This is a genomic window from Priestia sp. FW507-14D1A, assembly GCF_058781295.1.
In genome coordinates this window covers 63246-84435 of record NZ_JBYSWQ010000007.1, presented here as the reverse complement: position 1 = coordinate 84435, position 21190 = coordinate 63246, and the positions used below count along the sequence as shown (strand labels likewise).

At 39.1% G+C, this 21190-nt stretch carries 24 protein-coding genes and 2 riboswitches; of the genes, 6 read left to right on the top strand and 18 right to left on the bottom strand.

The features are described from left to right. Positions 1–11: 11 nt before the first annotated feature. The 15 genes from AC3WJG_RS21610 to murG form a co-directional block, all read right to left on the bottom strand. Positions 12–1271, bottom strand: coding sequence for a glutathionylspermidine synthase family protein (locus tag AC3WJG_RS21610; protein ID WP_337134108.1), 1260 nt, complete (start codon positions 1269–1271; stop codon positions 12–14). After that, positions 1271–1591, bottom strand: coding sequence for a hypothetical protein (locus AC3WJG_RS21605; RefSeq protein WP_013057715.1), 321 nt, complete (start codon positions 1589–1591; stop codon positions 1271–1273). The genes AC3WJG_RS21610 and AC3WJG_RS21605 overlap by 1 nt, the downstream gene beginning before the upstream one ends. Next, positions 1591–2049, bottom strand: coding sequence for a hypothetical protein (locus AC3WJG_RS21600; protein ID WP_060746317.1), 459 nt, complete (start codon positions 2047–2049; stop codon positions 1591–1593). Before AC3WJG_RS21600 ends, AC3WJG_RS21605 begins: the two co-directional genes overlap by 1 nt. Before the next feature lie 115 nt (positions 2050–2164). Next, on the bottom strand, positions 2165–2626 hold the full coding sequence (locus tag AC3WJG_RS21595; RefSeq protein ID WP_013057717.1) for a hypothetical protein: 462 nt from the start codon (positions 2624–2626) through the stop codon (positions 2165–2167). Between the two features lie 433 nt (positions 2627–3059). Continuing rightward, entirely contained in the window at positions 3060–3947 is an 888-nt protein-coding gene (locus AC3WJG_RS21590) for a sulfite exporter TauE/SafE family protein (RefSeq protein ID WP_013057718.1), read from the bottom strand. A 249-nt stretch (positions 3948–4196) separates the two neighbouring features. After that, complete coding sequence (locus AC3WJG_RS21585) at positions 4197–5291, bottom strand: oxidoreductase (protein WP_098524727.1); 1095 nt, start codon at positions 5289–5291, stop codon at positions 4197–4199. Between the two features lie 90 nt (positions 5292–5381). Beyond that, the gene (gene lepB, locus AC3WJG_RS21580) at positions 5382–5936 is read right to left on the bottom strand and encodes a signal peptidase I (protein WP_013057720.1); all 555 of its coding nucleotides are present in this window, start codon (positions 5934–5936) and stop codon (positions 5382–5384) included. A gap of 254 nt (positions 5937–6190) precedes the next feature. Beyond that, entirely contained in the window at positions 6191–6625 is a 435-nt protein-coding gene (locus tag AC3WJG_RS21575) for a CBS domain-containing protein (RefSeq protein ID WP_337134109.1), read from the bottom strand. Positions 6626–6660: 35 nt separating this feature from the next. Then, the gene (gene kdpDN, locus AC3WJG_RS21570) at positions 6661–7803 is read right to left on the bottom strand and encodes a KdpD-like non-kinase potassium sensor (protein WP_060746321.1); all 1143 of its coding nucleotides are present in this window, start codon (positions 7801–7803) and stop codon (positions 6661–6663) included. A gap of 53 nt (positions 7804–7856) precedes the next feature. Further along, on the bottom strand, positions 7857–8423 hold the full coding sequence (kdpC, locus tag AC3WJG_RS21565) for a potassium-transporting ATPase subunit KdpC (RefSeq protein WP_098332037.1): 567 nt from the start codon (positions 8421–8423) through the stop codon (positions 7857–7859). A 13-nt stretch (positions 8424–8436) separates the two neighbouring features. Continuing rightward, positions 8437–10512 (bottom strand): potassium-transporting ATPase subunit KdpB, encoded by a 2076-nt coding sequence (gene kdpB, locus AC3WJG_RS21560; RefSeq protein ID WP_337134110.1) that lies wholly within the window; start codon positions 10510–10512, stop codon positions 8437–8439. Positions 10513–10533: 21 nt separating this feature from the next. Then, a complete protein-coding gene (gene kdpA, locus AC3WJG_RS21555; RefSeq protein ID WP_176526453.1) occupies positions 10534–12195 on the bottom strand; it encodes a potassium-transporting ATPase subunit KdpA in 1662 nt (553 codons plus the stop codon). Between the two features lie 24 nt (positions 12196–12219). Next, positions 12220–12300 (bottom strand): K(+)-transporting ATPase subunit F, encoded by an 81-nt coding sequence (kdpF, locus tag AC3WJG_RS21550; RefSeq protein ID WP_063611563.1) that lies wholly within the window; start codon positions 12298–12300, stop codon positions 12220–12222. Positions 12301–12670: 370 nt separating this feature from the next. Next, positions 12671–12813, bottom strand: a riboswitch (cyclic di-AMP (ydaO/yuaA leader). Positions 12814–12828: 15 nt separating this feature from the next. Beyond that, positions 12829–12966: a hypothetical protein gene (locus tag AC3WJG_RS21545; RefSeq protein WP_155920457.1), complete on the bottom strand. Its 138-nt coding sequence runs from the start codon at positions 12964–12966 to the stop codon at positions 12829–12831. Between the two features lie 72 nt (positions 12967–13038). Further along, positions 13039–13181: riboswitch (cyclic di-AMP (ydaO/yuaA leader) on the bottom strand. A 157-nt stretch (positions 13182–13338) separates the two neighbouring features. After that, the gene (gene murG, locus AC3WJG_RS21540; RefSeq protein WP_013057726.1) at positions 13339–14406 is read right to left on the bottom strand and encodes an undecaprenyldiphospho-muramoylpentapeptide beta-N-acetylglucosaminyltransferase; all 1068 of its coding nucleotides are present in this window, start codon (positions 14404–14406) and stop codon (positions 13339–13341) included. A 177-nt stretch (positions 14407–14583) separates the two neighbouring features. Between murG and AC3WJG_RS21535 the strand changes: the two genes are divergently transcribed. Further along, on the top strand, positions 14584–14919 hold the full coding sequence (locus tag AC3WJG_RS21535) for a CHY zinc finger protein (RefSeq protein ID WP_028409166.1): 336 nt from the start codon (positions 14584–14586) through the stop codon (positions 14917–14919). A 19-nt stretch (positions 14920–14938) separates the two neighbouring features. On the opposite strand, the gene AC3WJG_RS21530 is transcribed toward AC3WJG_RS21535, so the two are convergent. Then, positions 14939–15253, bottom strand: coding sequence for an ArsR/SmtB family transcription factor (locus AC3WJG_RS21530; RefSeq protein WP_013083811.1), 315 nt, complete (start codon positions 15251–15253; stop codon positions 14939–14941). A 204-nt stretch (positions 15254–15457) separates the two neighbouring features. Here AC3WJG_RS21530 and AC3WJG_RS21525 point away from each other — a divergent pair, with 204 nt between their 5' ends. The 4 genes from AC3WJG_RS21525 to AC3WJG_RS21510 all read left to right on the top strand — a co-directional run bounded on the left by AC3WJG_RS21525 (position 15458) and on the right by AC3WJG_RS21510 (position 17836). Beyond that, entirely contained in the window at positions 15458–15742 is a 285-nt protein-coding gene (locus tag AC3WJG_RS21525; protein ID WP_013057729.1) for a putative quinol monooxygenase, read from the top strand. A 29-nt stretch (positions 15743–15771) separates the two neighbouring features. Continuing rightward, positions 15772–16509 (top strand): oxygen-insensitive NADPH nitroreductase, encoded by a 738-nt coding sequence (gene nfsA, locus AC3WJG_RS21520; protein WP_098524731.1) that lies wholly within the window; start codon positions 15772–15774, stop codon positions 16507–16509. A gap of 93 nt (positions 16510–16602) precedes the next feature. Next, positions 16603–17040 carry a hypothetical protein gene (locus tag AC3WJG_RS21515; RefSeq protein ID WP_028409168.1) on the top strand — a complete coding sequence of 146 codons (438 nt, stop codon included), beginning with the start codon at positions 16603–16605 and terminating at the stop codon, positions 17038–17040. A 115-nt stretch (positions 17041–17155) separates the two neighbouring features. Beyond that, positions 17156–17836, top strand: coding sequence for a DUF4397 domain-containing protein (locus tag AC3WJG_RS21510; protein ID WP_028409169.1), 681 nt, complete (start codon positions 17156–17158; stop codon positions 17834–17836). Between the two features lie 35 nt (positions 17837–17871). Here AC3WJG_RS21510 and AC3WJG_RS21505 read toward each other — a convergent pair whose 3' ends face one another. Continuing rightward, a complete protein-coding gene (locus AC3WJG_RS21505) occupies positions 17872–18405 on the bottom strand; it encodes a GrpB family protein (protein WP_028409170.1) in 534 nt (177 codons plus the stop codon). A 560-nt stretch (positions 18406–18965) separates the two neighbouring features. Here AC3WJG_RS21505 and AC3WJG_RS21500 point away from each other — a divergent pair. Further along, entirely contained in the window at positions 18966–20717 is a 1752-nt protein-coding gene (locus AC3WJG_RS21500; protein ID WP_028409171.1) for an N-acetylmuramoyl-L-alanine amidase family protein, read from the top strand. A gap of 29 nt (positions 20718–20746) precedes the next feature. Here the strand turns inward: AC3WJG_RS21500 and rpsN are convergent, their stop codons facing one another. After that, the gene (rpsN, locus tag AC3WJG_RS21495) at positions 20747–21016 is read right to left on the bottom strand and encodes a 30S ribosomal protein S14 (protein ID WP_013083817.1); all 270 of its coding nucleotides are present in this window, start codon (positions 21014–21016) and stop codon (positions 20747–20749) included. Positions 21017–21190: the final 174 nt, after the last annotated feature.

Sequence of the window (21190 nt, the reverse complement as noted above, 5' to 3'; positions counted from 1 at the left end):
TATTCCCCTTTTCATTTTAATCCAATCGGCAAATAATAAGATTCGTTATCGGTAATTTGATTTCCAGCTCGTATTCCTACTGCGCTTGCTTTTCCATTTAATAAAAAGCACCCGTACATGATATGAGCCTCTATTGTTTGCGTTTGAGTCTTCATCGTTGCAGTTCGCAAAGGAATAAACTGTTGATACACAGCCGTGTATTCTTGATATGTTTTCTGCTGATCTTCGTCTATTTTGATTCCGTCTTCATTATAAATTTCAACGGTATCTCCCTCACGACCAAAGGATGGTTTCTTCACAAATGCTTGTTTTCTTTCAATAAATGGATCTTCTTCTAAATACGTTGGTAAAAAGTATGTTTCAATGATGTGATGCTCTTCTTTAGTGAAGAAAGGATGATGTTGTTCATGCAAAGCCCAAATGAGTGCTTGCACGGCTTTGGACTGCAGCAAAAATGCAGAAGGCGGATTGATTATGGCTACTTGTTTTTGCTGTGCCAATGTTAAAAGCATGTGTCCGACTTTTTCATTCGTACTCGGATCTTCATCTTCAATTAAATGTTCAAGCGGATACGTTTGGCGATAGAGTACGTCTATTTTTTGTCCATATTGATCATACACGCCCGCTTCTATATGTTCACCTTCTTCCACTGTAGAGGAAGGAACAATCCGAAGCTGCGATAATGGAACGTATGTAGCATCTACATCGGCTAGCTTCATTAAATAAAGAGTCGTTAACTTATCTTCTTCATGCGTATCGTGCGAAGAAAAAACGACGTTTGGATAGTTCGTTCTACCGAGCTCGTTGTAAGCTTCAAAAATGGCGTGTTTTAATGCTAAAGCAAGCTTTTTTTCTTCAAGCTTATTAGGGTTTTGTACTTGAAAATGCCGACAGACTAACTCATTTACATGAAATAATTCTTTAATGAACGTAGGCGTATCCGCATTTAGTTCTAAAAGCTTAATTTGATCAGTCGTAACAGCAAAATCAAGGCGCGAAATCACACTTTCTGTTTCCATCGTTTTCAGTCGTAGGTACGGGAGGCTGTCTTTTGGAAATCCTAAAGAAAAAAGCGTCTGATCATCTAACGAACGAAGTAAAGGTGCAGTTTTAAAAAATAATTCTCCAATTCGATTTGCAGCTTCTTTAATAGAATCAATGATATGAGAAGACTCTGTATGTACGTCATAAAGAGCATACTCTGTTCCGTATAAATCGTGCCAAAAATCTTCAATTTCTTTATAAAACATTTCTCGTTTTTCTTTATGCATTACCCGCCAAAACCGCCTTTAGAGCCGCTCCCAATTCCAGATTTATACGAGCTGCTTGATTTAAATGATTTATAGGCCGATGATGAGGTCAACTGTTTTTTAGAGCCGTAGTAGCGGCCTCCGTGATAATATGAGCCGCTGTGCGAAGAAGAAGAATCTGAACAGTAGTACGTTTGGGTATCTTCATCCCACTTCCACTTGTCACACGATTTATCTTTCGGTTTAGCTGGTCTTGCCTGATCAGTTGAACCACAGGCAACGAGCGATGTCATTAAAGCTGTGGTCAAAACCCCGGCCATCATTTTTTTTGTTTTTGACATTACGCCTTACCCCCTTCATACGTTACGCCTGTTTTTGTTACATATAAACTGTACACGCTGCGATCTTCATCAATTTCCGCAGAGTCTCTTTCCCATTCCCATCCATTGTAGTATGTATAAACTGTTCCGATATAGCTTAATACGTCCAAATGCGTATAAAATGAAGAGACGAATAAAATTGGATGTCCTCGAAGAGAATTCAGTTCGCGTACTTCTAACGTAATCTCTTTGTTATCGTCTTCTGCTTGCTCTTTCGGCCCATGTTCATGTTCTTTTACATAAATAATATGTATATCATCTTCGACTGCAGATGAAGTTTGTTTATACGTTACTCCTTCTTTAACAAAAAATTCGCATTCTCTTCGTGCTAAAATTTGTTCAAGTTCAATAGATTGATAGTGATAAATAGATACAAACGTATCATCAGGCTTTAGCAGTCGGTATTCTAACTTTCCCATTGTGCAACTCCTTTTGTGACTTTTTTGTGAACGTTCTTTAATAAATACGCACAGATTTTCAAAAAGTTTCAATTTTTCTCATATTAAAAGGCTTAGCTTTAAATAAGCTAAACCTTTATTTTTTTATCACATCTGTCACAACTTCATAACCGCCTGTGTATGGGTCGAATACATATTCAAGCATGCCGTTTCCACGATTGACTTTAAATAGATAACGGTATTTTTTAGGGCTGTCTTTTGCTGGATATACGTATTTTCCTTTTTGGAACTGACTTAGCAAGAGCTGTTCTCTTTGCGCAAGCATTTTTTTTGCTTCATTATAACCATACAGCGGGAGATTTTTGGCATAGAGAACCGGTACGAATACAAGCACAACGACTGAAATCGTAATAAGCCCTTGTTTAAACCAACGCATAAATCTCTTTGGATTTCGCGAAAGTAACATTGTGATGACAATTACTACTAACAAAGGAACAATATATACTTGAACATACGGAATGTTTGCAAATACAGGTCGATTAATCAATAAGACAATTACTTCGATAGCTGCTACTAATACTAAAATAAAATAGACCACTTACTCTTCACACCTCGACGATTCAATGAATTTTATATGTGTTAGAAAGTATTCCCACTCATGAATGAACTCGTCTATTGTATCATAAGACGCAAAAAAAATATCTACGCTTCTCTATTTTACGGAATTCAGATAATAAAAGAGATTGAGACATAATGAAATCACCCCAATCTAAAGACGAACAAATGGGATAATGCGCTAGTATGGCCCCTTTGTTACACCGCTGTTGATTTCCGTACAAGGCTTCGCTTTCCGCAGGCGGCCGCTAAGCCTCCTCGTCGCTTGCGCTCCAATCAACAGCTAGAAACCACTACATACATGAAACTCCCTTCACTCTAAACATAAAAAAATCTGAACGCATTTGATTCTCCATCCAGAATCAAATGCGTTCAGATCTTTCTTTAACTGAGCTACTTTTATTCCATCCTTTTTATTATGAAACTTCTACGTTTCGATTTTGATTATATTTTTTTCCTTGTAACAGTGAGTAAATGATCGCTGCTGCCCACACGATAAGTATGAATGCATATACAGCTATCTGAGTAGAGCTGCTTGATACCCAAGTGTTTAAGAGTGTTCGAGCATTTGTTAAAATGATAAACCCACCAACAAGTGAACCAAGCAAGTGAGCCGGGATAATACGAACAAACCATGCAGCAATCGGAGCCGCGATAATTCCGCCAATCATAAGGGCACCTACCCAGAACCAGTTTACCTGCTCCCAGCCAAGAGAAATTAAAAAGCCAAGTGTAGCCGAGACGGCAATAGCAAATTCACTTGTATCCACGGTTCCAACGACTTTCCGTGCTGTTGTGCCTTTTTTAGCTAGCAATACAGGCGTTGCTATCGGCCCCCAGCCGCCTCCTCCTGTAGCATCAGCAAATCCAGCAATTAATCCCAGCGGAATGGACTGCTTCGTCGATAAAGGTTTGGTACTCTTTTCTTCGTTTGTTTTAAACGTAAATAAAAAACGAAATAACACATAAACTCCTAGAAGTAATAAGAATGTTGAAACGTAAGGCCTTACCGCATCTCCAGGTAAATTACTTAGAAAGCAGGCTCCTACAAAAGCTCCGATGGAACCCGGGATAATTAGTTTTAACACCATCGATTTATCTACATTTCCAAATTTAATATGCGAAACACCAGAAGCTGCTGTTGTTACAACTTCTGCTAAGTGAACAGATGCGGAAGCCACAGCTGGTGCAATTCCAAACGTTAAAAGCAGCGTAGTTGATGTCACCCCGTATGCCATTCCAAGTGATCCATCAATTAACTGAGCTAAAAAGCCAATAAGTGCAAACGTAATTAACTTTTTCATGTTGTCCCTCCACTTTCATCTTCTGTTAGAAAGCACAAAAAGGCCTCCAACAGTTGTTTGCTAGAAGCCTTCGGTATGTCCGATCAGCTGTCCGTTTTATGAATAAGTTGTTTATATTGTAATCCTAACTATTCCTAGAAGTCAACTGTGTTTTTAGTTTTTCTTTTAGTCTATGTATGCTGCTTGGTTATAGTATCAGTAAAATAAAATTCTTATTGTTAAGTCAACAACATAAAAACGACCGCTCACTTAATAAGGGCGGTCGTTTTTATGCATATCTTGCCAGTGAGCCAGCACTTCAGGTGGCAAACTCACATCTTTATCTAATGACGTCACATCCATAGAAGCGGGCTCATCGCTATTTATCACTTTTTCTACCCAATCTGGCTGTACAACTAATGCTTGTTCAATCGTAATTAAAGCCAGCCCTTTCTCAAAAGCTTCTGCTACTTCTGTTGCCGTAAGTCCTCCTGTACCCACAAGAGGGACCCGGTGATTAACGTGCTTAATAATCGAAGAAACCAGTGAACGATTTTCTTCACTACTTAAGGTAGGTTCATGCAAAGCACTGATATGTAAATAGTCAATTTCTGTATGAACAAGACGATCAATCCACTCAAATGTATCTTCCACTTTATTTCCTAAATAGCCTTTTTCTTTGGGTGCTAATGTATATCCCACAATAAATGGTTTGCCCGCATGAGCTGCTCGACGCGTCACTTCACGAATAACTTCAAGTGCAAAAGTGAAGCGGTTTTCTGCGCTTCCTCCATAAGAATCGCTTCGTTCATTTGCTTGCCTTGACATAAACTGCTGCAGTAAGCATTCATTTCCTCCGTCAATTTCTACTCCATCAAACCCGGCTTCCATAGCTCTAGTGGTAGCTTCGCCAAACGCTTGAACAATATAAGTTATATCGCGCTCGGTCATTTGAACAGGCTTTTTGCCTTTACGTTTATGAGGCTTTTCACTTGGGCTAATGGCTTGCCCCTTATTTTTCATTTCTACGCACTTTCTTCCCCCGTGTGATAGTTGAAGAATCGCTTTAGCTCCTCTTCTATGAATCATTTGGGTTAGTTGATGAAGCTTTCTTATAACCTGATCACGATGAATGCCGATTTGACCATGTGCTACTTGGCCATTTTCTGTGATAAACGCGGGGCCGATAATTACCGTACTGACGCCCCCTACTCGTTTTTCGTAAAAAGACATATCAAGATCGGATATTTCTCCGTTTTCCCGTGAAGCGTATGTGAGGATAGGTCCCATTGCTAATCGGTTTTTCATCTCAAGAGCATCAACAAATTTAAAATGCTTAAATAATTTTTCATAGGCTGTCTTCAATTAATTCACACCTTTTTTCCTTAGCTTGCCCATCTAGAAGCCGAGTAGACATAGGCACAAAAAAAGAAATACCTTCGCCGGCATTTCTTTTTACGTTGTTTTTCTTATTTTTTTAATGGGGTAAAATACAAATTCGCTTTTTCCGACAATCCGTTTTTCATCAATGAGACCTAGACCGTTGCGGCTATCCATACTGTACAAACGGTTATCACCCATTACAAATACTTCGTTTTTAGGTATTTGAACAGGTTCAAAATCTCCTGTAAGCTCCATATCCATGTTATTGGCAATTTGACGATTCGTTTTTAAATACGGTTCACTTACTTTTTTATCATCAATATAAAGCTGATCTTTTTTCATTTCGATTTTTTCACCTGGCAGACCGATTACTCTTTTTACATAATGCTTATTCTTAGCCTCATCTTTAATAATCACAATATCTCCGCGGCGAATATCATGGAGCGAATACGACAGTTTATTCACAAACAAACGCTCTCCGTTATGCAGCGTTGGGTTCATTGAAGCGCCTTCTACGATATACGGAGAAAATAAAAATGCGCGAATCATAAATACTAGAGCGATAGCGAAGATAATAGTTTTGAATATGCTGCGTAATTGATCGCTTTTTGTTTTTTCCGTAGTCAATATACTTTGTCTCCTTTGTACAGCTCACTTTTCTTATGTAAAAAAGCAAGAAACCTCTTACTTTAACACTTATTCTAACTTAATCATAGAAAGAACTGAAATCAAATGTTTTATGTTATGTAAAAAAAGAACCTCTAACAAATGTTAGAGGCTTACATTACGCAAGTTTCGTCTTTACATCTCTTATTATAACATTAATTATATAAAAAGAGACTACCTTTTATGTAAAAATTATGTTTTTTACGCAAACTTAACTAAATCTTCACATTTAAAGACGTTTCTCCATGTATAAAAAGTTGAGAGATACAATACTCTATAATCTCTCTTCGCCGCACGAGTCCAATAAAAATATTTTGGTCATCTACAACTGGTACAAAATTTTGTTCAGACGCACGTGACAAAATACTTTCCATTTCATCATTAATGGTGATAGGTTCATAATCACGATGCCTTGAGACCTCTTCAATTCGCAGGTGTTCTAGCTCATGAAGTTCTATATGTTCTAGGCTTTTTAGCTTCCATAGCAAGTCTCCTTCTGCCAAAGTCCCTACATATTCTCCTTTTTGGTTAATGAGCGGTACAGAAGAATAGCGATGATACTCCATTTTCTCCAATGCTTGACGGACAGTTGACCGTGTCAACAGGGTAACGACTTCTTTTTTCGGGAGTAAAAAAAACGCAATATTCACTCATATTCTCCTTTTAGTATACATCCATTTTATTGTTATTGCTTTGCTGAATCTGAAACAATATGAATGTCGATGTTATAAGTCTGTCTCATAATCGTATTCACAATAGACCCTTTTCGAATCTCTTCCCACCTTGTCCTGGCTGATTGCCCTAGTAAGATTTGAGTAACGCGATACTGCTTGGCTACGTTCACAATCACTGCAGCTGGTTTTTGGTTTTTAGCTTCTTCAACAATTAGCGATGCGTGAAAGCGATCAGCAAATTCCCGCCACTCTTTAATTTGTGCTTTTTGCCTTTCAGTTTGCTCGCCTGTAAAAACATGAAGCAGCAGCAAATCTGCTTTCAATCGGTTTGCCATTCTCCAGCCTCTTCGAATCAATTTTTCAGCTGTTCCACTATATTGAATGCATACTAAAATGCGTTCGCAAATACCTGTTACGCCAATTTCATGGGCATGAATGAGCTTACCGTCCACTTCATCCGCTACTTCTCGGAGCGTTAATTCACGAAGGGCATGGAGATTTGCGAGCTTAAAAAAAGACTGCAGGCTTTGTTCAATTTTATGAACTTCGTATATTTTGCCTTCACGAAGACGCTTTTGCAGCTGTTCCGGCGTAACATCGACAAGCTGAATTTCATCTGCTTGCTGAATAAATAAATCTGGCACTGTTTCACGAACTTTTACCTGGGTAATGGCATATACGAGATCATGTACGCTTTCCATATGCTGAATATTCATTGCTGACATGACTGAAATGCCTTGGTTGAGCAGGTAAGAAACATCTTCAAAACGTTTTTTATGACGGCTTGTCGGAACATTTGTATGAGCAAGTTCATCGATAATTACAACTTTTGGGCGCCTTCTTACAATCGCCAGCAAATCAAGCTCTTTCAATTCTTTTCCTTTATAAAAAACGGTTTCTCTTTCGATTACTTCTAGATTTCCGATCATCTCTTTAGTCTCGTGCCTGCCGTGTGCTTCTATATATCCAACTACGACATCTATGCCTTCTTTGACTAAATCGTGCGCATCTTGAAGCATTTTATACGTCTTTCCTACTCCCGGCGCGGCACCGATGTAAAGTTTAAGCTTTCCTCGCTTCTGATCATGAAGTTCACGCAATAGTTCTTCCGGAGTTTTTCTTCGAAAGTATGGATGAGCTTCTTTTTCTTTCATTGTTTGTACTCCTTTATCACACTCGCTTCAATACATGAAGCGAGTGCATGTAATTAGCGCTCTCGTTGAACAGCTAAATTTAGCTCTACTACATTTACTCGTTTTTCACCAAAAGCTCCTTGCTGAGTGTGTTCTTTGATCAGCTCTTTTAGCATGTTGGTTTTAATGTGCGCCGCTTTTGCCACTCGTTCTACTTGTGCATATGCAGCTTGTGGCGTAATGTCAGGATCGAGTCCAGAAGCCGAATTTGTGACGGCATCAACTGGAATTCCTTCTTTTGGCACCTCGTTTTCTTTTTTCCACGCCGCTACGGATTTCTCGATACGATTCGTAAGATCTTTATTTGAAGGTGCTAAATTCAACGACCCAGATCCTACCCCGTTATAATCGATACTAGAGACTCTGCCATGGAAAAATTCATTGCTTGTAAACTGCTGTCCAATGAGCTTAGAACCGATAACTTGGTGGTTGTTTGAATAGATTAAGCTGCCGTTTGCTTTACTTGGAATAGCTGTTTGAGCAATACCTGTCATCACAACAGGATAAATAAGACCACAAAGAATTATCATCATAATTGTTAAGCGAACAATAATGCTTCCCGTTCGTTCTGTTTGTATCATCGTTTCTTCTCCTCTACATTACAAATGAAAGTAGTAAGTCAATTGCTTTAATCCCAATGAATGGAACCAACACCCCGCCTAACCCGTAAATGAACAAATTTTTTCGCAATAGGGCGTTAGAACTCATCGGCTTATACGCAATTCCCTTCATGGCTAAGGGAATTAACAGCGGGATAATGACCGCATTAAAAATAAGCGCTGACAATACGGCAGATAGAGGTGAATTCAGCTTCATTACGTTAAGAGCCTCCATTTGCGGAATCGCCAAGGTAAACATCGCTGGAATAATGGCAAAATATTTCGCAATATCGTTTGCGATACTGAATGTAGTTAAGGCACCCCTTGTCATTAATAGCTGTTTTCCAATCGAAACGACTTCAATGATTTTTGTGGGATCGGAATCCAAGTCCACCATATTTGCTGCTTCTTTAGCAGCTGAGGTTCCGCTGTTCATTGCTAAGCCAACATCAGCTTGAGCAAGTGCAGGGGCATCGTTTGTCCCGTCACCTGTCATGGCAACTAGCTTTCCCTGCTGCTGTTCGTATTTAATCACTTGAATCTTGTCTTCTGGCTTGCATTCCGCAATAAATTCATCTACTCCCGCTTCTTTTGCAATGGTTGCTGCGGTTAGCGAATTATCTCCTGTACACATGACTGTTTTAATGCCCATTTTACGAAGTTCCTCAAAGCGTTCTTTCATTCCTGGTTTTACCGTGTCTTTTAAATAAATCAAGCCGTAAATTTTATCATCAGCGGCGACGGCAAGCGGCGTGCCACCAGCTCCTGCAATTTCGTTTGCTTTTTGCTGCAAATCAGAGGGAACCATCCCGCCATTTGACTCTACCCATGCCGTGACGGCGTCCACTGCCCCTTTTCGTACAGATACATTCTGTAAGTCAATGCCGCTCATTCGCGTTTCAGCTTTGAATTCAACAAACGTCCCTTCGGTTTTTTTAAGATCTTCTACTCCCATGCGGTTTTGAATAAAATCAACAACTGAGCGTCCTTCTGGTGTTTCGTCATAAAGAGAAGAAACAAACGCCCATTTGTAAAGTTCACATTCGTCTGTGCCTTCTACAGTCGTTAATTGATGAGCCATTCGGTTTCCAAACGTAATGGTGCCGGTTTTATCTAAAATGATTGTGTTAATGTCACCAGCTGCTTCTACTGCTTTTCCTGACATAGCGATCACGTTAAACTGCGTAACTCGGTCCATCCCAGCAATTCCAATGGCCGATAATAATCCTCCAATTGTCGTAGGAATGAGGCAAACGAGCAGTGAAATTAAAATAGCCGTGTCCAGTTGAAAATGTAAGTAGTTTGTAAATACAGGAAGCGTCACAACAACTAGTAAGAAAATAATCGTCAAACTTGTTAAAACCGTATTTAGCGCAATTTCATTTGGCGTTTTTTGCCGCTCTGCTCCTTCAACAAGCGAAATCATTTTATCTAAAAATGATTCACCTTGCTCACACGTAATTTTAACTGTAATTTCATCGCTGACAACTCTTGTACCTCCAGTTACAGAGTTAAAGTCCCCGCCTGCTTCTTTCAAAACAGGTGCCGATTCACCGGTAATGGCCGATTCATCAACAGATGCCAGTCCTTTAATGATTTCTCCATCTCCAGGAATCATTTCGCCTTGTGAAACGACGACGATATCTCCTTTTTTTAGGTGCGATGCCGAAACTTGTATCATTTGCCCGTTTTGAAGTTTATTAGCTGTAATATCACCTTTCGATTGCTTTAATGAGTTTGCCTGTGCTTTTCCTCGACCTTCTGCTAATGCCTCTGCAAAATTAGCAAAAACAATTGTGAAAAATAACACGAGAGATATGGCAATATTAAAGCCTGCGCTTACTGTACTTTCTCCGAAAAGATCTGGAACAACAGCTAAAAAAAGCGTAATAACAAACCCGATTTCTACTACGAACATGATAGGGTTTTTTATCATCGTTCTTGGACTTAGCTTGATAAAAGCCTGCTGTACTGATTGAATAAAAATCGATGAAGTTTGTTTATCTACAGCACCTTGAATGTGACTGTTACGATCCAATTCAAGATTATTCGTAAAATTCCGTTTATTCATTATAATCCTCCGCTTTCTTGATTACAGTGTCAAATACTCAGCAACCGGCCCAAGTACAAGCACTGGGAAAAACGTAAGTGCCCCTACAATAACGGTAGTTCCAATTAAAATGCCGCTAAATAAAGACGTATCCGTTTTAAATGTCCCAGGTGTTTCAGGAACAAGCTGCTTAGATGCTAGTGAGCTCGATACCGCCAGCATCGTAATTAGTCCGAAATAGCGTCCAATATACATAACAATTCCCGTAGAAATGTTCCAAAACGGAGTTGCGTCACCGAGTCCTTCAAAACCAGAGCCATTGTTTGCTGCTGATGATGTAAATTCATACAGTGCCTGGCTTAACCCGTGAAAGCCTGGGTTTGATATACCTTCTATTCCTAAATGAGTAGTTAGCGCTACGGCTGTTCCTCCTAAAATTAGCAGCGGCTGCAGAATAAGCGTCACGGCGATGAGCTTCATTTCTTTTCCTTCAATTTTTTTACCTACGTATTCTGGTGTTCTTCCAACCATTAAACCTGATAAAAATACGGCGATGATGACGTACATCATGACATTCATAAATCCTGCTCCGACACCGCCAAATACGGTATTTAACATCATATTTCCAAGCGTTAACAACCCGGTAAGAGGTGTAAGGGTATCGTGCATGGTGTTGACCGCACCTGTTTCACTTGCTGTCGTCACGATGGCGTAAAGCGTCGACATACCGACACCAAAACGAACTTCTTTGCCTTCCATATAACCGCTCGCTTCATTTAGATGAAAAGCATCAAGTCTTGGATTGCCGCCCCACTCTGTTACAAACGCTGTGCTTAAAATAACGATAAACAGCATACTCATCGCTACAAACAAGATGCGGCCTTGCTTACGCTGTCCGATCATTTTTCCGTACGTAAAAGGAAGTGCTGTTGGCAATAAAAGCATAAGGACAATTTGTAATACATTGCTCAACGCGTTAGGATTTTCAAATGGATGGGCTGAATTAACACCAAAAAATCCCCCTCCGTTGTTGCCTAGCTCTTTAATTGAAAGAAAAGAAGCAACTGGTCCCCTTGCTATTTGCTGTGTTGCCCCTTCTAATGTATGGGCAGTCACCGTTCCGCTTAACGTTTGAGGGACACCTGAAATCATAAATAAAATGCCGGTTATAAAAGCGATAGGAAGTAAAACACGCGTAATTGATTTCACAAAATCAACAAAAAAGTTTCCTATTTCCTTCCCTGCCAACCCGCGAATAAACGCGATTGCTACTGCAAGTGCCGTTGCTGGTGCAGCAAACATCATAAATACAACGGCTGCCATCTGCGAGAAATAGGACAAACCTGATTCACCGCTGTAATGCTGCAAGTTCGTATTTGTCATAAAACTAATGGCCGTGTTAAAAGCAAGGGCCGGATCCATTCCTTTGATGTGGCTTGGGTTAAGCGGCAGTACTCCTTGAAACCGGAAGATAAGATACACCACAAAAATCATAAACGTATTCGCCAAAACGAGAGCAATTGCATATTGCTTCCACGTCTGATTATGCCCTTTAATTCCTGCCGCTTTAAACATCACCGATTCTATCTTTCCTACCAAGCTAGTGTTTTTATCGTTTGAAAACACATTCGCTATATAAATACCTACGGGCTTTGCAATAAGCGCTACAAAAACAAGCAGCAGCGCAACTGATAGTAGAAAAATCCCCACGTTTTATTCCTCCGCTTATTAAAATTGTTCTGGATTTAACAGTACATATACTAAATAAATTAAAACGAGAACTGAAATACCTAGCAAAATGAACGACACGTTCACTTCTCCTCTCTTTCGTCTACTACACGAGACGACCAGCAAATAATTCCGTACATAGCAGCTGTTAATATGACAAGCGTTCCCAGCATGATTATATCCAAGTTGCTCCCTCCTAACTGTTTCTTACCACCAATAATTAAGCGTAGTGACTGTTACCGTGCGTAAAGCATCACGCCCAAGTGAGCTAGCAGCGAAAGGTTATCTTTGATTATTCCTCACGTATTGTTGATCTCGTTTTAAAAGCCCTACTATATCCTCTTTACGGTGCAGACATAAGCTGCTCTCCTATTTTCCCATAAAAAAACCGCAGAAGAGAGTCCTCTTCCGCGGTTTAATGCACGACAAATAAGCCGTGATCGACACGAATTTTTTCACTCCCAAAACGCTTACGGAGTTAGCTGTCGGATTCGGGTTATGGAAGTAACCCTACTCAGTTAAGAGATTCACCCCTAGTACATACGTACAAAATATTGGGTCCCCCGCTCATAATTGATTAAGCGTATATTTATTATTTAATTTTTAGACTTAATTATGGTTTTTACTGCTGCGTTTAATACTTTGATTAGCTAACATAGACAAATAGCGGTTTGCTAGATCAAAAGATTGCTGATCACATATTGCACGATATTCAATCATTTGAATCATTTGCTTAGATAAATGCATGTTAACGCTCCTTTCGCCTATATTTTGAAAGGAACGCGCTATCCGCTTTTATAGAAAACGGCCACGATTACACCATCCTCTCTCTTAACGCTTACGAAGTTAGCTGACGGGTTCGGGTCAAGAAAGTAACCCTACTCAATTATGAGATTCACCCCTAGTAATTGGGTCCTCCGCTCTTTCCCTCTCTTTCAGGAAAGACTCAGCGTTTCACTGTGGAACGTTTCATGAGAGTAATCTTACTCCTGTTAAAATTTACTGTCAACAACATTTTTTGAAATTTTAAAAACTTTATTTTTTGCTGTTTATTCATTATTTTAAAATAATAGATTCAAAGAAAAAAGCGTTCTTATCTCCTCGATAAGAACGCTTTTTTTAGCTCATTTTCTCAATTTCATTTACAAGAATTGAAATGGCATCCGTTTTTGTTGCTTCACGCATTGTACGCTTCATCGTACTTGCCTGCTGCTGAAGCTCATTTACTTCACGCAAAAACACTTCTTTTGTTAACTGTTCTTCTTCCACAACCATACAGTAGCCTTTTTTCTTAAAGGACTGTGCATTTAAAATTTGATCTCCTCGGCTTTGTGCTTTTGACAAAGGAATAATCATCATCGGTTTATGAAGGGCTAAAAACTCAAAGATAGCATTTGATCCGCCGCGTGTAATCACATAATCAGTCGCCGCTAGAACATCTGGAAGCTGTTCATTTACATATTCTAACTGACGGTAGCCCGACTCTTTTTCAAGGCTTGTATCAACATTGCCTTTTCCGCACAGGTGTACAATTTGAAATTTCTTTTGCAGTTCAGGCAAGGACTCTCGAACAATCTCATTGATGCGACGTGCTCCTAAACTTCCGCCCATAATGGTTAAAATTGGGCGCTTATCATAAAAGCGAAGCCAGCTTTCCCCGTTCGCTGCGCTTCCGCTAAATAATTCTTTTCGAATAGGTGAACCAACAACCTGCACTTTTTCTTTTGGAAAATAGTTTGCCGCTTCATCAAAAGAAGTGAAAATTTTAGTGGCAAATTTCTGCGCAATTTTATTTGCCAGTCCCGGTGTTAAATCACTTTCATGAATGAACACGGGAATGTTTAGCGATTTAGCAGCCATTACAACAGGGACTGTGACAAAACCGCCTTTTGAAAACACAAGAGAAGGCTTTAACTTTTTCAGCACGCGACGTGCATCGCCAACTCCTTTTGCTACTCGAAATACATCTTTTACATTTTCCATATCTACGTATCGACGCAGCTTCCCGCTTGAAATCGCATGATATGGAACGTTTAATTTTGTAATTAATTCTTTCTCAATACCATTGTGAGAACCGACATAATGGATATCCCATTTTTCACTGTCTAATTCTTTCATAATGGCAATGTTTGGTGTTACGTGTCCAGCTGTTCCGCCTCCGGTAAAAACGATAACTTGCTTACTCATTTTTTCTTCCTCTCTTTACTTCACTTAATGGATCTGTTTTGACATCAATTTTTATCTGATCTTTTTAGCATGCAATCTGACATGTAAAACGATGGTTTTATTATAGCATTTTTCTTTTTACATATGTATGATAAGGCGTATAAAAGCATGCTATACTTTTCATAGGGAGTGATGATAATGAACAAATCTGCACCTATAGTAAAAGGTGATACGGTGGATTCCGAAACGCGCTGCATGCACTACCGTACGGATAAAGATATTATTGCAATAAAATTTTATTGCTGTAATACATATTATCCATGCTATCAATGTCATAACGGACATGCTGATCATGATATTAAAAGGTGGCCAAAAGCTATGTTTAATGAAAAAGCTATTCTTTGCGGAGTATGTAAACATGAGCTATCCATTCATGAATATTTAACCTGTAACTCGACTTGCCCTCACTGTCGTTCTTCTTTTAATCCCGGATGCAGCCTGCATGGACACATTTATTTTGAACAAAAAAGCTGAACAAAACATTGTTCAGCTTTTAAAATAACTGCTCATCTATATTTATAATGGAAGGAAGCAGACCTGGGAACAATTCCTCAAGTTCTTCTAAACGCAAGGAATAATAGTGCTGCGTACCTTCTATACGTAGTTTGATAATTCCAGCTTCGCGAAGTACTTTAATATGATGTGATAGCGTTGATTTTGATACATTTAATTTTTGATAATACGAACAGGTCTGCTCCTTTCTTGTCGCTAAACACTGTACAATTCGCAGCCGGTTAGGATCACTCAACGCGTGTAAAATAGGCGTTAATTTAATTTCAGATTTCGGTGGTTGATAAGGTTTTCTCATGCTTAAAATATAACACAGCTTCTTTTGTGTATCAATGTTCGATAACTTTCGAACTAAATTCCTTGCACTGTTATTTAATCGGTGTTATAGTTTCATTGTTCGATGATATTCGAACTTATCTTCATTTTAATCATAAATTGAATGAAAGATTAAAAACAAAACAAATAATATAAAGCACCATCATTATTAAAGGAGGAATCACCCATGATTCATTTACAAGCTTCAATGAAAGTTAACCCAGCAAAAAGAGAAGAATTTTTAGAAAACGTACAAGAACTAATTAAGCATTCTTTACAAGAAGAAGGAAACAGCAACTATCAACTATTTGAAGATGCTTTTACACCTAACACATTTATGATGATTGAAGAGTGGAAAAGCGAAGAAGCAATTCAAGCACACAATAAATCAGCTCACTTCCAAAGTTTTGTAGCATTTGCTCAAACTGGTGTACTTGTAGCACCTTTAGATGTAAAAACATTACAAGGTTAATCATAACTTCTTTGAAAGGATGACGCATCATGAATGAAGCAATTCGTACAATTCAAGATCATCGTTCTATCCGTCAGTATACAGACGAAGCAGTAAGTGACGAGCATTTAGATACGATTATTCAATCTGCTCAGTCAGCTGCTTCTTCTATTAATGGACAGCAAGTGACTATTATTAGCGTCCAAGATAAAGAAAAGAAGAAAAAACTTTCAGAGCTTGCCGGCAACCAAGCGTGGATCGACCAAGCTCCTCTATTTTTAATCTTTTGTGCAGATTTTAATCGTGCTAAGATTGCAGCTGAACTTAACGATGCCCCTCTTGGCGTAACCGATGGGCTTGAATCAATCTTAGTCGGAGCAACTGATGCTGGAATTTCTTTAGAAGCCGCAACAGTTGCAGCAGAATCACTCGGTTTAGGTACAGTCCCAATCGGAGGAATTCGCAGAAAGCCGCTAGAAGTCATTGAACTGCTCGATTTACCGGAATACGTATTCCCAGTAAGCGGTCTTGTGGTTGGACATCCGGCAGATCATTCTGCGAAAAAACCTCGATTGCCACAAGCTGCTGTGCACCATCGTGAAAGCTATAATCACGACTTAAAGCCATTGATTCAAGACTATGATGCTGAAATGGCAGAGTATATGAAAAAGAGAACAAACGGTGCTGATGACCGCAACTGGTCACAAACTGTATCAGCTATTTATAAAACCATTTATTACCCAGAAGTTCGAGCTATGCTTGAAAAACAAGGATTTAAATTCGAATAACCAAAAGCTGCGATGAACATCGCAGCTTTTTTTATCTACTTTAACAGCATGCTGAATAGACTAAAAGTAATACTCAATAAATGAGGTGTTGATATGGAGTTTATTTTAATTTGTAATTTTCTTTTAAGCGCAACCGCAGCGTTTTTATTGGTGCCGGCTTTTACAAAAAAGCACACTCTTCACGTGACTTTACTTTCTCTCCTTTTCCTCCTTTCAATTATTCCGACTTTTCTTCTCGCTAATCCACATATCGGCGTTTTACCTTGGGCTATTCGAGACGCTCTTCTATTGTTCGCTGCTTTCCTTTTCTTTTGTTTAACCTTCACTTTAAACAAATGGAAAACGCTTTTGTTTTTTCTTCTATTTTTACTGTCGATTGCTCCTCTTTCTTACGTCGTATATGATGACTTCACGCATACGTATATAGATGCCAATATTGGGCTTGGCCTAGGCTTTTTACTGACATGGCTCTTAACAGCTCTGTACAATATTTTGGCTATTCTTCGATTTTTTCGTCAGAAATCTCAGTAAACACATCAAAAATTAACAAACAAACGAATAGTTGATTTTATTTAGTATACGCTAACAACTGCACAGTCCTTCTCTTTACATAAAGCTGTGTATACTAAAAAAGGAGTGATACTTGATGAAACGACTATTCGTAATAGCAGCAGTGATTGCCTTCTTGGCGCTTAGCCGCATGTTAGTATTTGCCGCTGAAACACCTCCTGCTGCAGATGAGCGAACAGCTCAAAATGCAGAAGTTCGCATCGTTCATGCTTCACCGGATGCTCCGGCTGTAGACATTTTTGTGGATGACAAAGCTTTAGTAGAAGGAGCAAAGTTTAAAGATGTCGCCAACTCTTTGCCTTTGGCAGCCGGTTCTCATAAAGTAGAAGTATACGAAGCAAAGACAAAAGGAACAAAAGATTCCATCATCGAAGCTACCCTTGTTGTAGACGGTGGAAAATCGTATACAGTGGCCGCTGTAAATAAAGCAGAAAACCTTGAACTGCAGGCTTTCACGAATAATAAGCAAGGAATGGATGGAAAAGCAAGCTTACGTGTTGCTCATTTATCTCCTGATGCTCCTGCGGTAAACGTAGGTCCTAAAGGTGCTGCTCCTTTATTTAAAGATCTGTCTTTTAAAAGCATTTCAGGTTATCAAGTAGTAAATCCGGGTTCGTATGATCTATCTGTTTCCACGGCAGATGGAAAAGAAATACTAAGTCTTCCTGGAACAAATCTTCAAAGTGGTAAAAACTATACGGTTCTCGCAGTAAATACTGCTGACAAGCTTGAGACCATTGTTTTACAAGATAATTAATTAAAAAAACGTCATTTCAATTGAAATGACGTTTTTTATAGACTGCGCTGAATGAATTCCTCTTTTTTGTACTCATAGGTAGAAATATCGTTCCACAGTCGTTTTGAAAGCTCGTATTTCATACCTTCATATTTTTTTCTAGCACGTTCGTTCGAGCGTAACTGCTCCCTGAAATTAATTCGTTCGTTCCAGTAAGGTGATTCACTGACCGTTACGTACACATGACTTCTTCTCGCATCATGTGGAATGAGCTTACGTGCATTTTTAGCTGTCATAATTGGAGGGTAGTGTGCAGCTGGAACGCCTTCTTTTAATAAGACAAACATCTCTTTTTCTGCTACATATACGTGAGATTTATTTTTTAATATAGCGCGCACTTCATTTATATCTTCTTCGCGTTTGACTCCGATTAAAATATCAACGATTGGTGAACCAGCCAATCCTGGAACGGACGTGCTTCCAATATGTTCGATGTCTACTGAAAAATCTCTTAGTGTATTAAGCAACGCTTCTTTTTCCATTTGATACAAAAGCGACCACTTTGTTTCATACTGAACAATCTTTCGCATATCAGTTTCCACCCTTTCACTTTTTTATACTGTACCATGTTTTAAAGTAAAAAGAAAGAATTTTCTAACTATTTACTTTTGGTTTGCGCTACGAGCTTTATACCCCTCCAGACAGGCTTTGTATTATTTTATATATTTTTGTTATTTTTATTCTAAATGTTTCATAATTGTGGATGTTTCCTCCTCCAAAAGATAGATACGCTTTTATTTTCTATCTCTCCTCTATCATATTCACACTCAGCTGTTTTATACTATTTTACGTTCTTACTAGTAGAAGACACATCCTCAAAATGTAGATGAACAAAGGATTAAAGGTCTTTAATATCGCTAAATTCCACCTTTAATATAATTATATTTTACATTAATGTAAAATTTTATCGGCAAAGATGGCAGATAGTTCAAATTCATTATACAATTGAATTTCGACATATAGTATGATGGATAATATCGGTATTATGAGATAATAGTAGATTTAACTCAAAATTTTGGACTATTTGCCGATATATGATTTGTATACCAATAACCTTATGTTGAAATTTGTAATTTGCAAGGAGGAAAAAATGAATAAAAAACATGTCATGTACACAGCCGTTTCTTCTGTTCTTTTAAGCTCTTCATTGCTTTTGAATTCAATTGATGCAGATGCAGCTGAATCGGCTAAAGTAACTGCTACATCGTTAAATGTACGTGCAACGCCTAGTACAAGCGGTGCTATCGTTGGAAAAATAACGAAGGGAAACACCGTTGATATAGTAGATGAAAGCAAAGGATGGGCTAAAATTACCTATAACGGTAAAGAAGCTTGGATTTCATCTCAATACATAAATAAAACGCAAACAAACAGTACGTCTACCGCAAATTCGACATCGAAGTCAGCGGTCGTTAATGCGAGCTCATTAAACGTTCGCTCTTCTGCAAGCACAAGCGCGTCCATCGTGACGAACTTACCGCGCAATTCGAAAGTAACCGTGTTAAAAGAAAGCGGGTCTTGGTCCCAGATTAAAACGGCAAGCGGTCAAACGGGCTGGGTAGCAAGTCAGTACCTACAAGCAGGCTCTGGCTCCTCTGCGCCAGCTAAGGATTCTGGCTCTACAACATCGAAGTCAGCGGTCGTTAACGCTAGCTCATTAAACGTTCGCTCTTCTGCAAGCACAAGTGCGTCCATCGTAACGAACTTATCCCGTAATGCAAAAGTAACGGTGGTAAAAGTAAGCGGATCGTGGTCGCAAATTAAAACGGCAAGTGGTCAAACGGGCTGGGTGGCGAGTCAGTACCTACAAGCAGGCTCCGGTTCTTCTACGCCGACTAATGACTCTGGTTCTACGTCAACCAAGCCAGCGGTCGTTAACGCCAGTTCATTAAACGTTCGTTCTTCTGCAAGCACAAGTGCGTCCATCGTGACGAACTTACCGCGCAATGCAAAAGTAACCGTGTTAAAAGAAAGCGGATCCTGGTCCCAGATTAAAACAGCAAGCGGCAAAACAGGCTGGGTGGCAAGTCAATACTTACAAACAGGTTCTGGACAGTCTTCACAAACAGCCCAGTCGATTCAAATTACAAAAGCTTCAAATTTACGCACTCAGCCGAGCTTAAATGCGGGAATCATTCGCGTAGCAAAAGCAGGTGAAAGATTCAAAAAAGTAAACGAAACGAATGACTGGGTGCAAATTCAGTACTCTGCCAGTCAAACAGCATGGGTATCAAAAGGGTTAACAGCTGCGGCCGATTCTACAACTTCAGCTAGTTTGCCTTCCTCATCTGCTGCTTTAAAAGATAAAATTATTGTAGTAGACGCTGGGCACGGCGGATATGATCCTGGCACTTCAGGCAAGTCATCGATTGAGAAAAATTTAGCGTTAACAACAGCAAAACTTGTGGCAAGCCGCTTAGCTAATGCTGGAGCAAATGTATTTATGACGCGTTCAAACGATACTTTTATTTCACTAAGCGGACGAGTGAACGTTAGTGAAGCAAAGCATGCAGATGCATTTATCAGCATTCACTATAACGCGTCTACTACATCGTCTGCAAACGGCATCGCATCATTTTATTACAGTGAATCCAAAGATAAAGAATTAGCAAAATACATTCAAGAAAGCATGGCTGAAAACGCGCCTTCTATGAAGGATATGGGGGTTCGTTTTGGAGATTATTATGTTACTCGAGAAAACAACCAGCGGGCTGTACTTCTTGAATTAGGCTTTTTATCAAATGCTCACGATGAGCAAATTGTTTCTTCTAACGCGTATCAGCAGCAAATATCTACAGGTATTTACCAGGGAATTGCTCGATATTTTGCAGCTAATAAATAATAAAAGCCCTCATTATGAGGGCTTTTATACTACCAGCTTGCTTTTTTAACACCTGGAATTTGTCCTTTGTAGGCTAATTCCCTAAACGCGATGCGTGACATTTCAAATTTTCTAAGGTAGCCTCTCGGACGACCGGTAACGCGGCAGCGATTATTTAAGCGCGTTGGCGAAGAATCTCTAGGCAATTTTTTTAACGCTTCGTAATCTCCTTTTTCCTTCAGCTCTTGGCGCAATTGCGCATACTTCGCTACCATCTCTTGACGCTTTTGTTCTTTTACAACTTTTGATTTTTTAGCCAAACTCTTTGTCATCCTTTCGTTTTATTACTTTTTTATTTGAAATACGTAATCATTACGATTTAATTATTTTGAGCAAGTTACTTTTTTAATTTAATCATATTCTCTTCATTCTTTCAACTTGTTTGCTTCCACACTTACATGTAGCCTAACTCTAGGCTGCTGCATAAACATAAA

Excerpts from the sequence above, each read along its gene's own strand:
- AC3WJG_RS21610 (WP_337134108.1), bottom strand. The coding sequence starts at position 1,271 with ATGCATAAAGAAAAACGAGAAATGTTTTATAAAGAAATTGAAGATTTT.
- AC3WJG_RS21605 (WP_013057715.1), bottom strand. The coding sequence starts at position 1,591 with ATGTCAAAAACAAAAAAAATGATGGCCGGGGTTTTGACCACAGCTTTA.
- AC3WJG_RS21600 (WP_060746317.1), bottom strand. The coding sequence starts at position 2,049 with ATGGGAAAGTTAGAATACCGACTGCTAAAGCCTGATGATACGTTTGTA.
- AC3WJG_RS21590 (WP_013057718.1), bottom strand. The coding sequence starts at position 3,947 with ATGAAAAAGTTAATTACGTTTGCACTTATTGGCTTTTTAGCTCAGTTA.
- kdpDN (WP_060746321.1), bottom strand. The coding sequence starts at position 7,803 with ATGAAAGAAAAAGAAGCTCATCCATACTTTCGAAGAAAAACTCCGGAA.
- kdpC (WP_098332037.1), bottom strand. The coding sequence starts at position 8,423 with ATGATACAAACAGAACGAACGGGAAGCATTATTGTTCGCTTAACAATT.
- kdpB (WP_337134110.1), bottom strand. The coding sequence starts at position 10,512 with ATGAATAAACGGAATTTTACGAATAATCTTGAATTGGATCGTAACAGT.
- AC3WJG_RS21545 (WP_155920457.1), bottom strand. The coding sequence starts at position 12,966 with ATGCATTTATCTAAGCAAATGATTCAAATGATTGAATATCGTGCAATA.
- murG (WP_013057726.1), bottom strand. The coding sequence starts at position 14,406 with ATGAGTAAGCAAGTTATCGTTTTTACCGGAGGCGGAACAGCTGGACAC.
- AC3WJG_RS21535 (WP_028409166.1), top strand. The coding sequence starts at position 14,584 with ATGAACAAATCTGCACCTATAGTAAAAGGTGATACGGTGGATTCCGAA.
- AC3WJG_RS21530 (WP_013083811.1), bottom strand. The coding sequence starts at position 15,253 with ATGAGAAAACCTTATCAACCACCGAAATCTGAAATTAAATTAACGCCT.
- AC3WJG_RS21525 (WP_013057729.1), top strand. The coding sequence starts at position 15,458 with ATGATTCATTTACAAGCTTCAATGAAAGTTAACCCAGCAAAAAGAGAA.
- nfsA (WP_098524731.1), top strand. The coding sequence starts at position 15,772 with ATGAATGAAGCAATTCGTACAATTCAAGATCATCGTTCTATCCGTCAG.
- AC3WJG_RS21515 (WP_028409168.1), top strand. The coding sequence starts at position 16,603 with ATGGAGTTTATTTTAATTTGTAATTTTCTTTTAAGCGCAACCGCAGCG.
- AC3WJG_RS21510 (WP_028409169.1), top strand. The coding sequence starts at position 17,156 with ATGAAACGACTATTCGTAATAGCAGCAGTGATTGCCTTCTTGGCGCTT.
- AC3WJG_RS21505 (WP_028409170.1), bottom strand. The coding sequence starts at position 18,405 with ATGCGAAAGATTGTTCAGTATGAAACAAAGTGGTCGCTTTTGTATCAA.
- AC3WJG_RS21500 (WP_028409171.1), top strand. The coding sequence starts at position 18,966 with ATGAATAAAAAACATGTCATGTACACAGCCGTTTCTTCTGTTCTTTTA.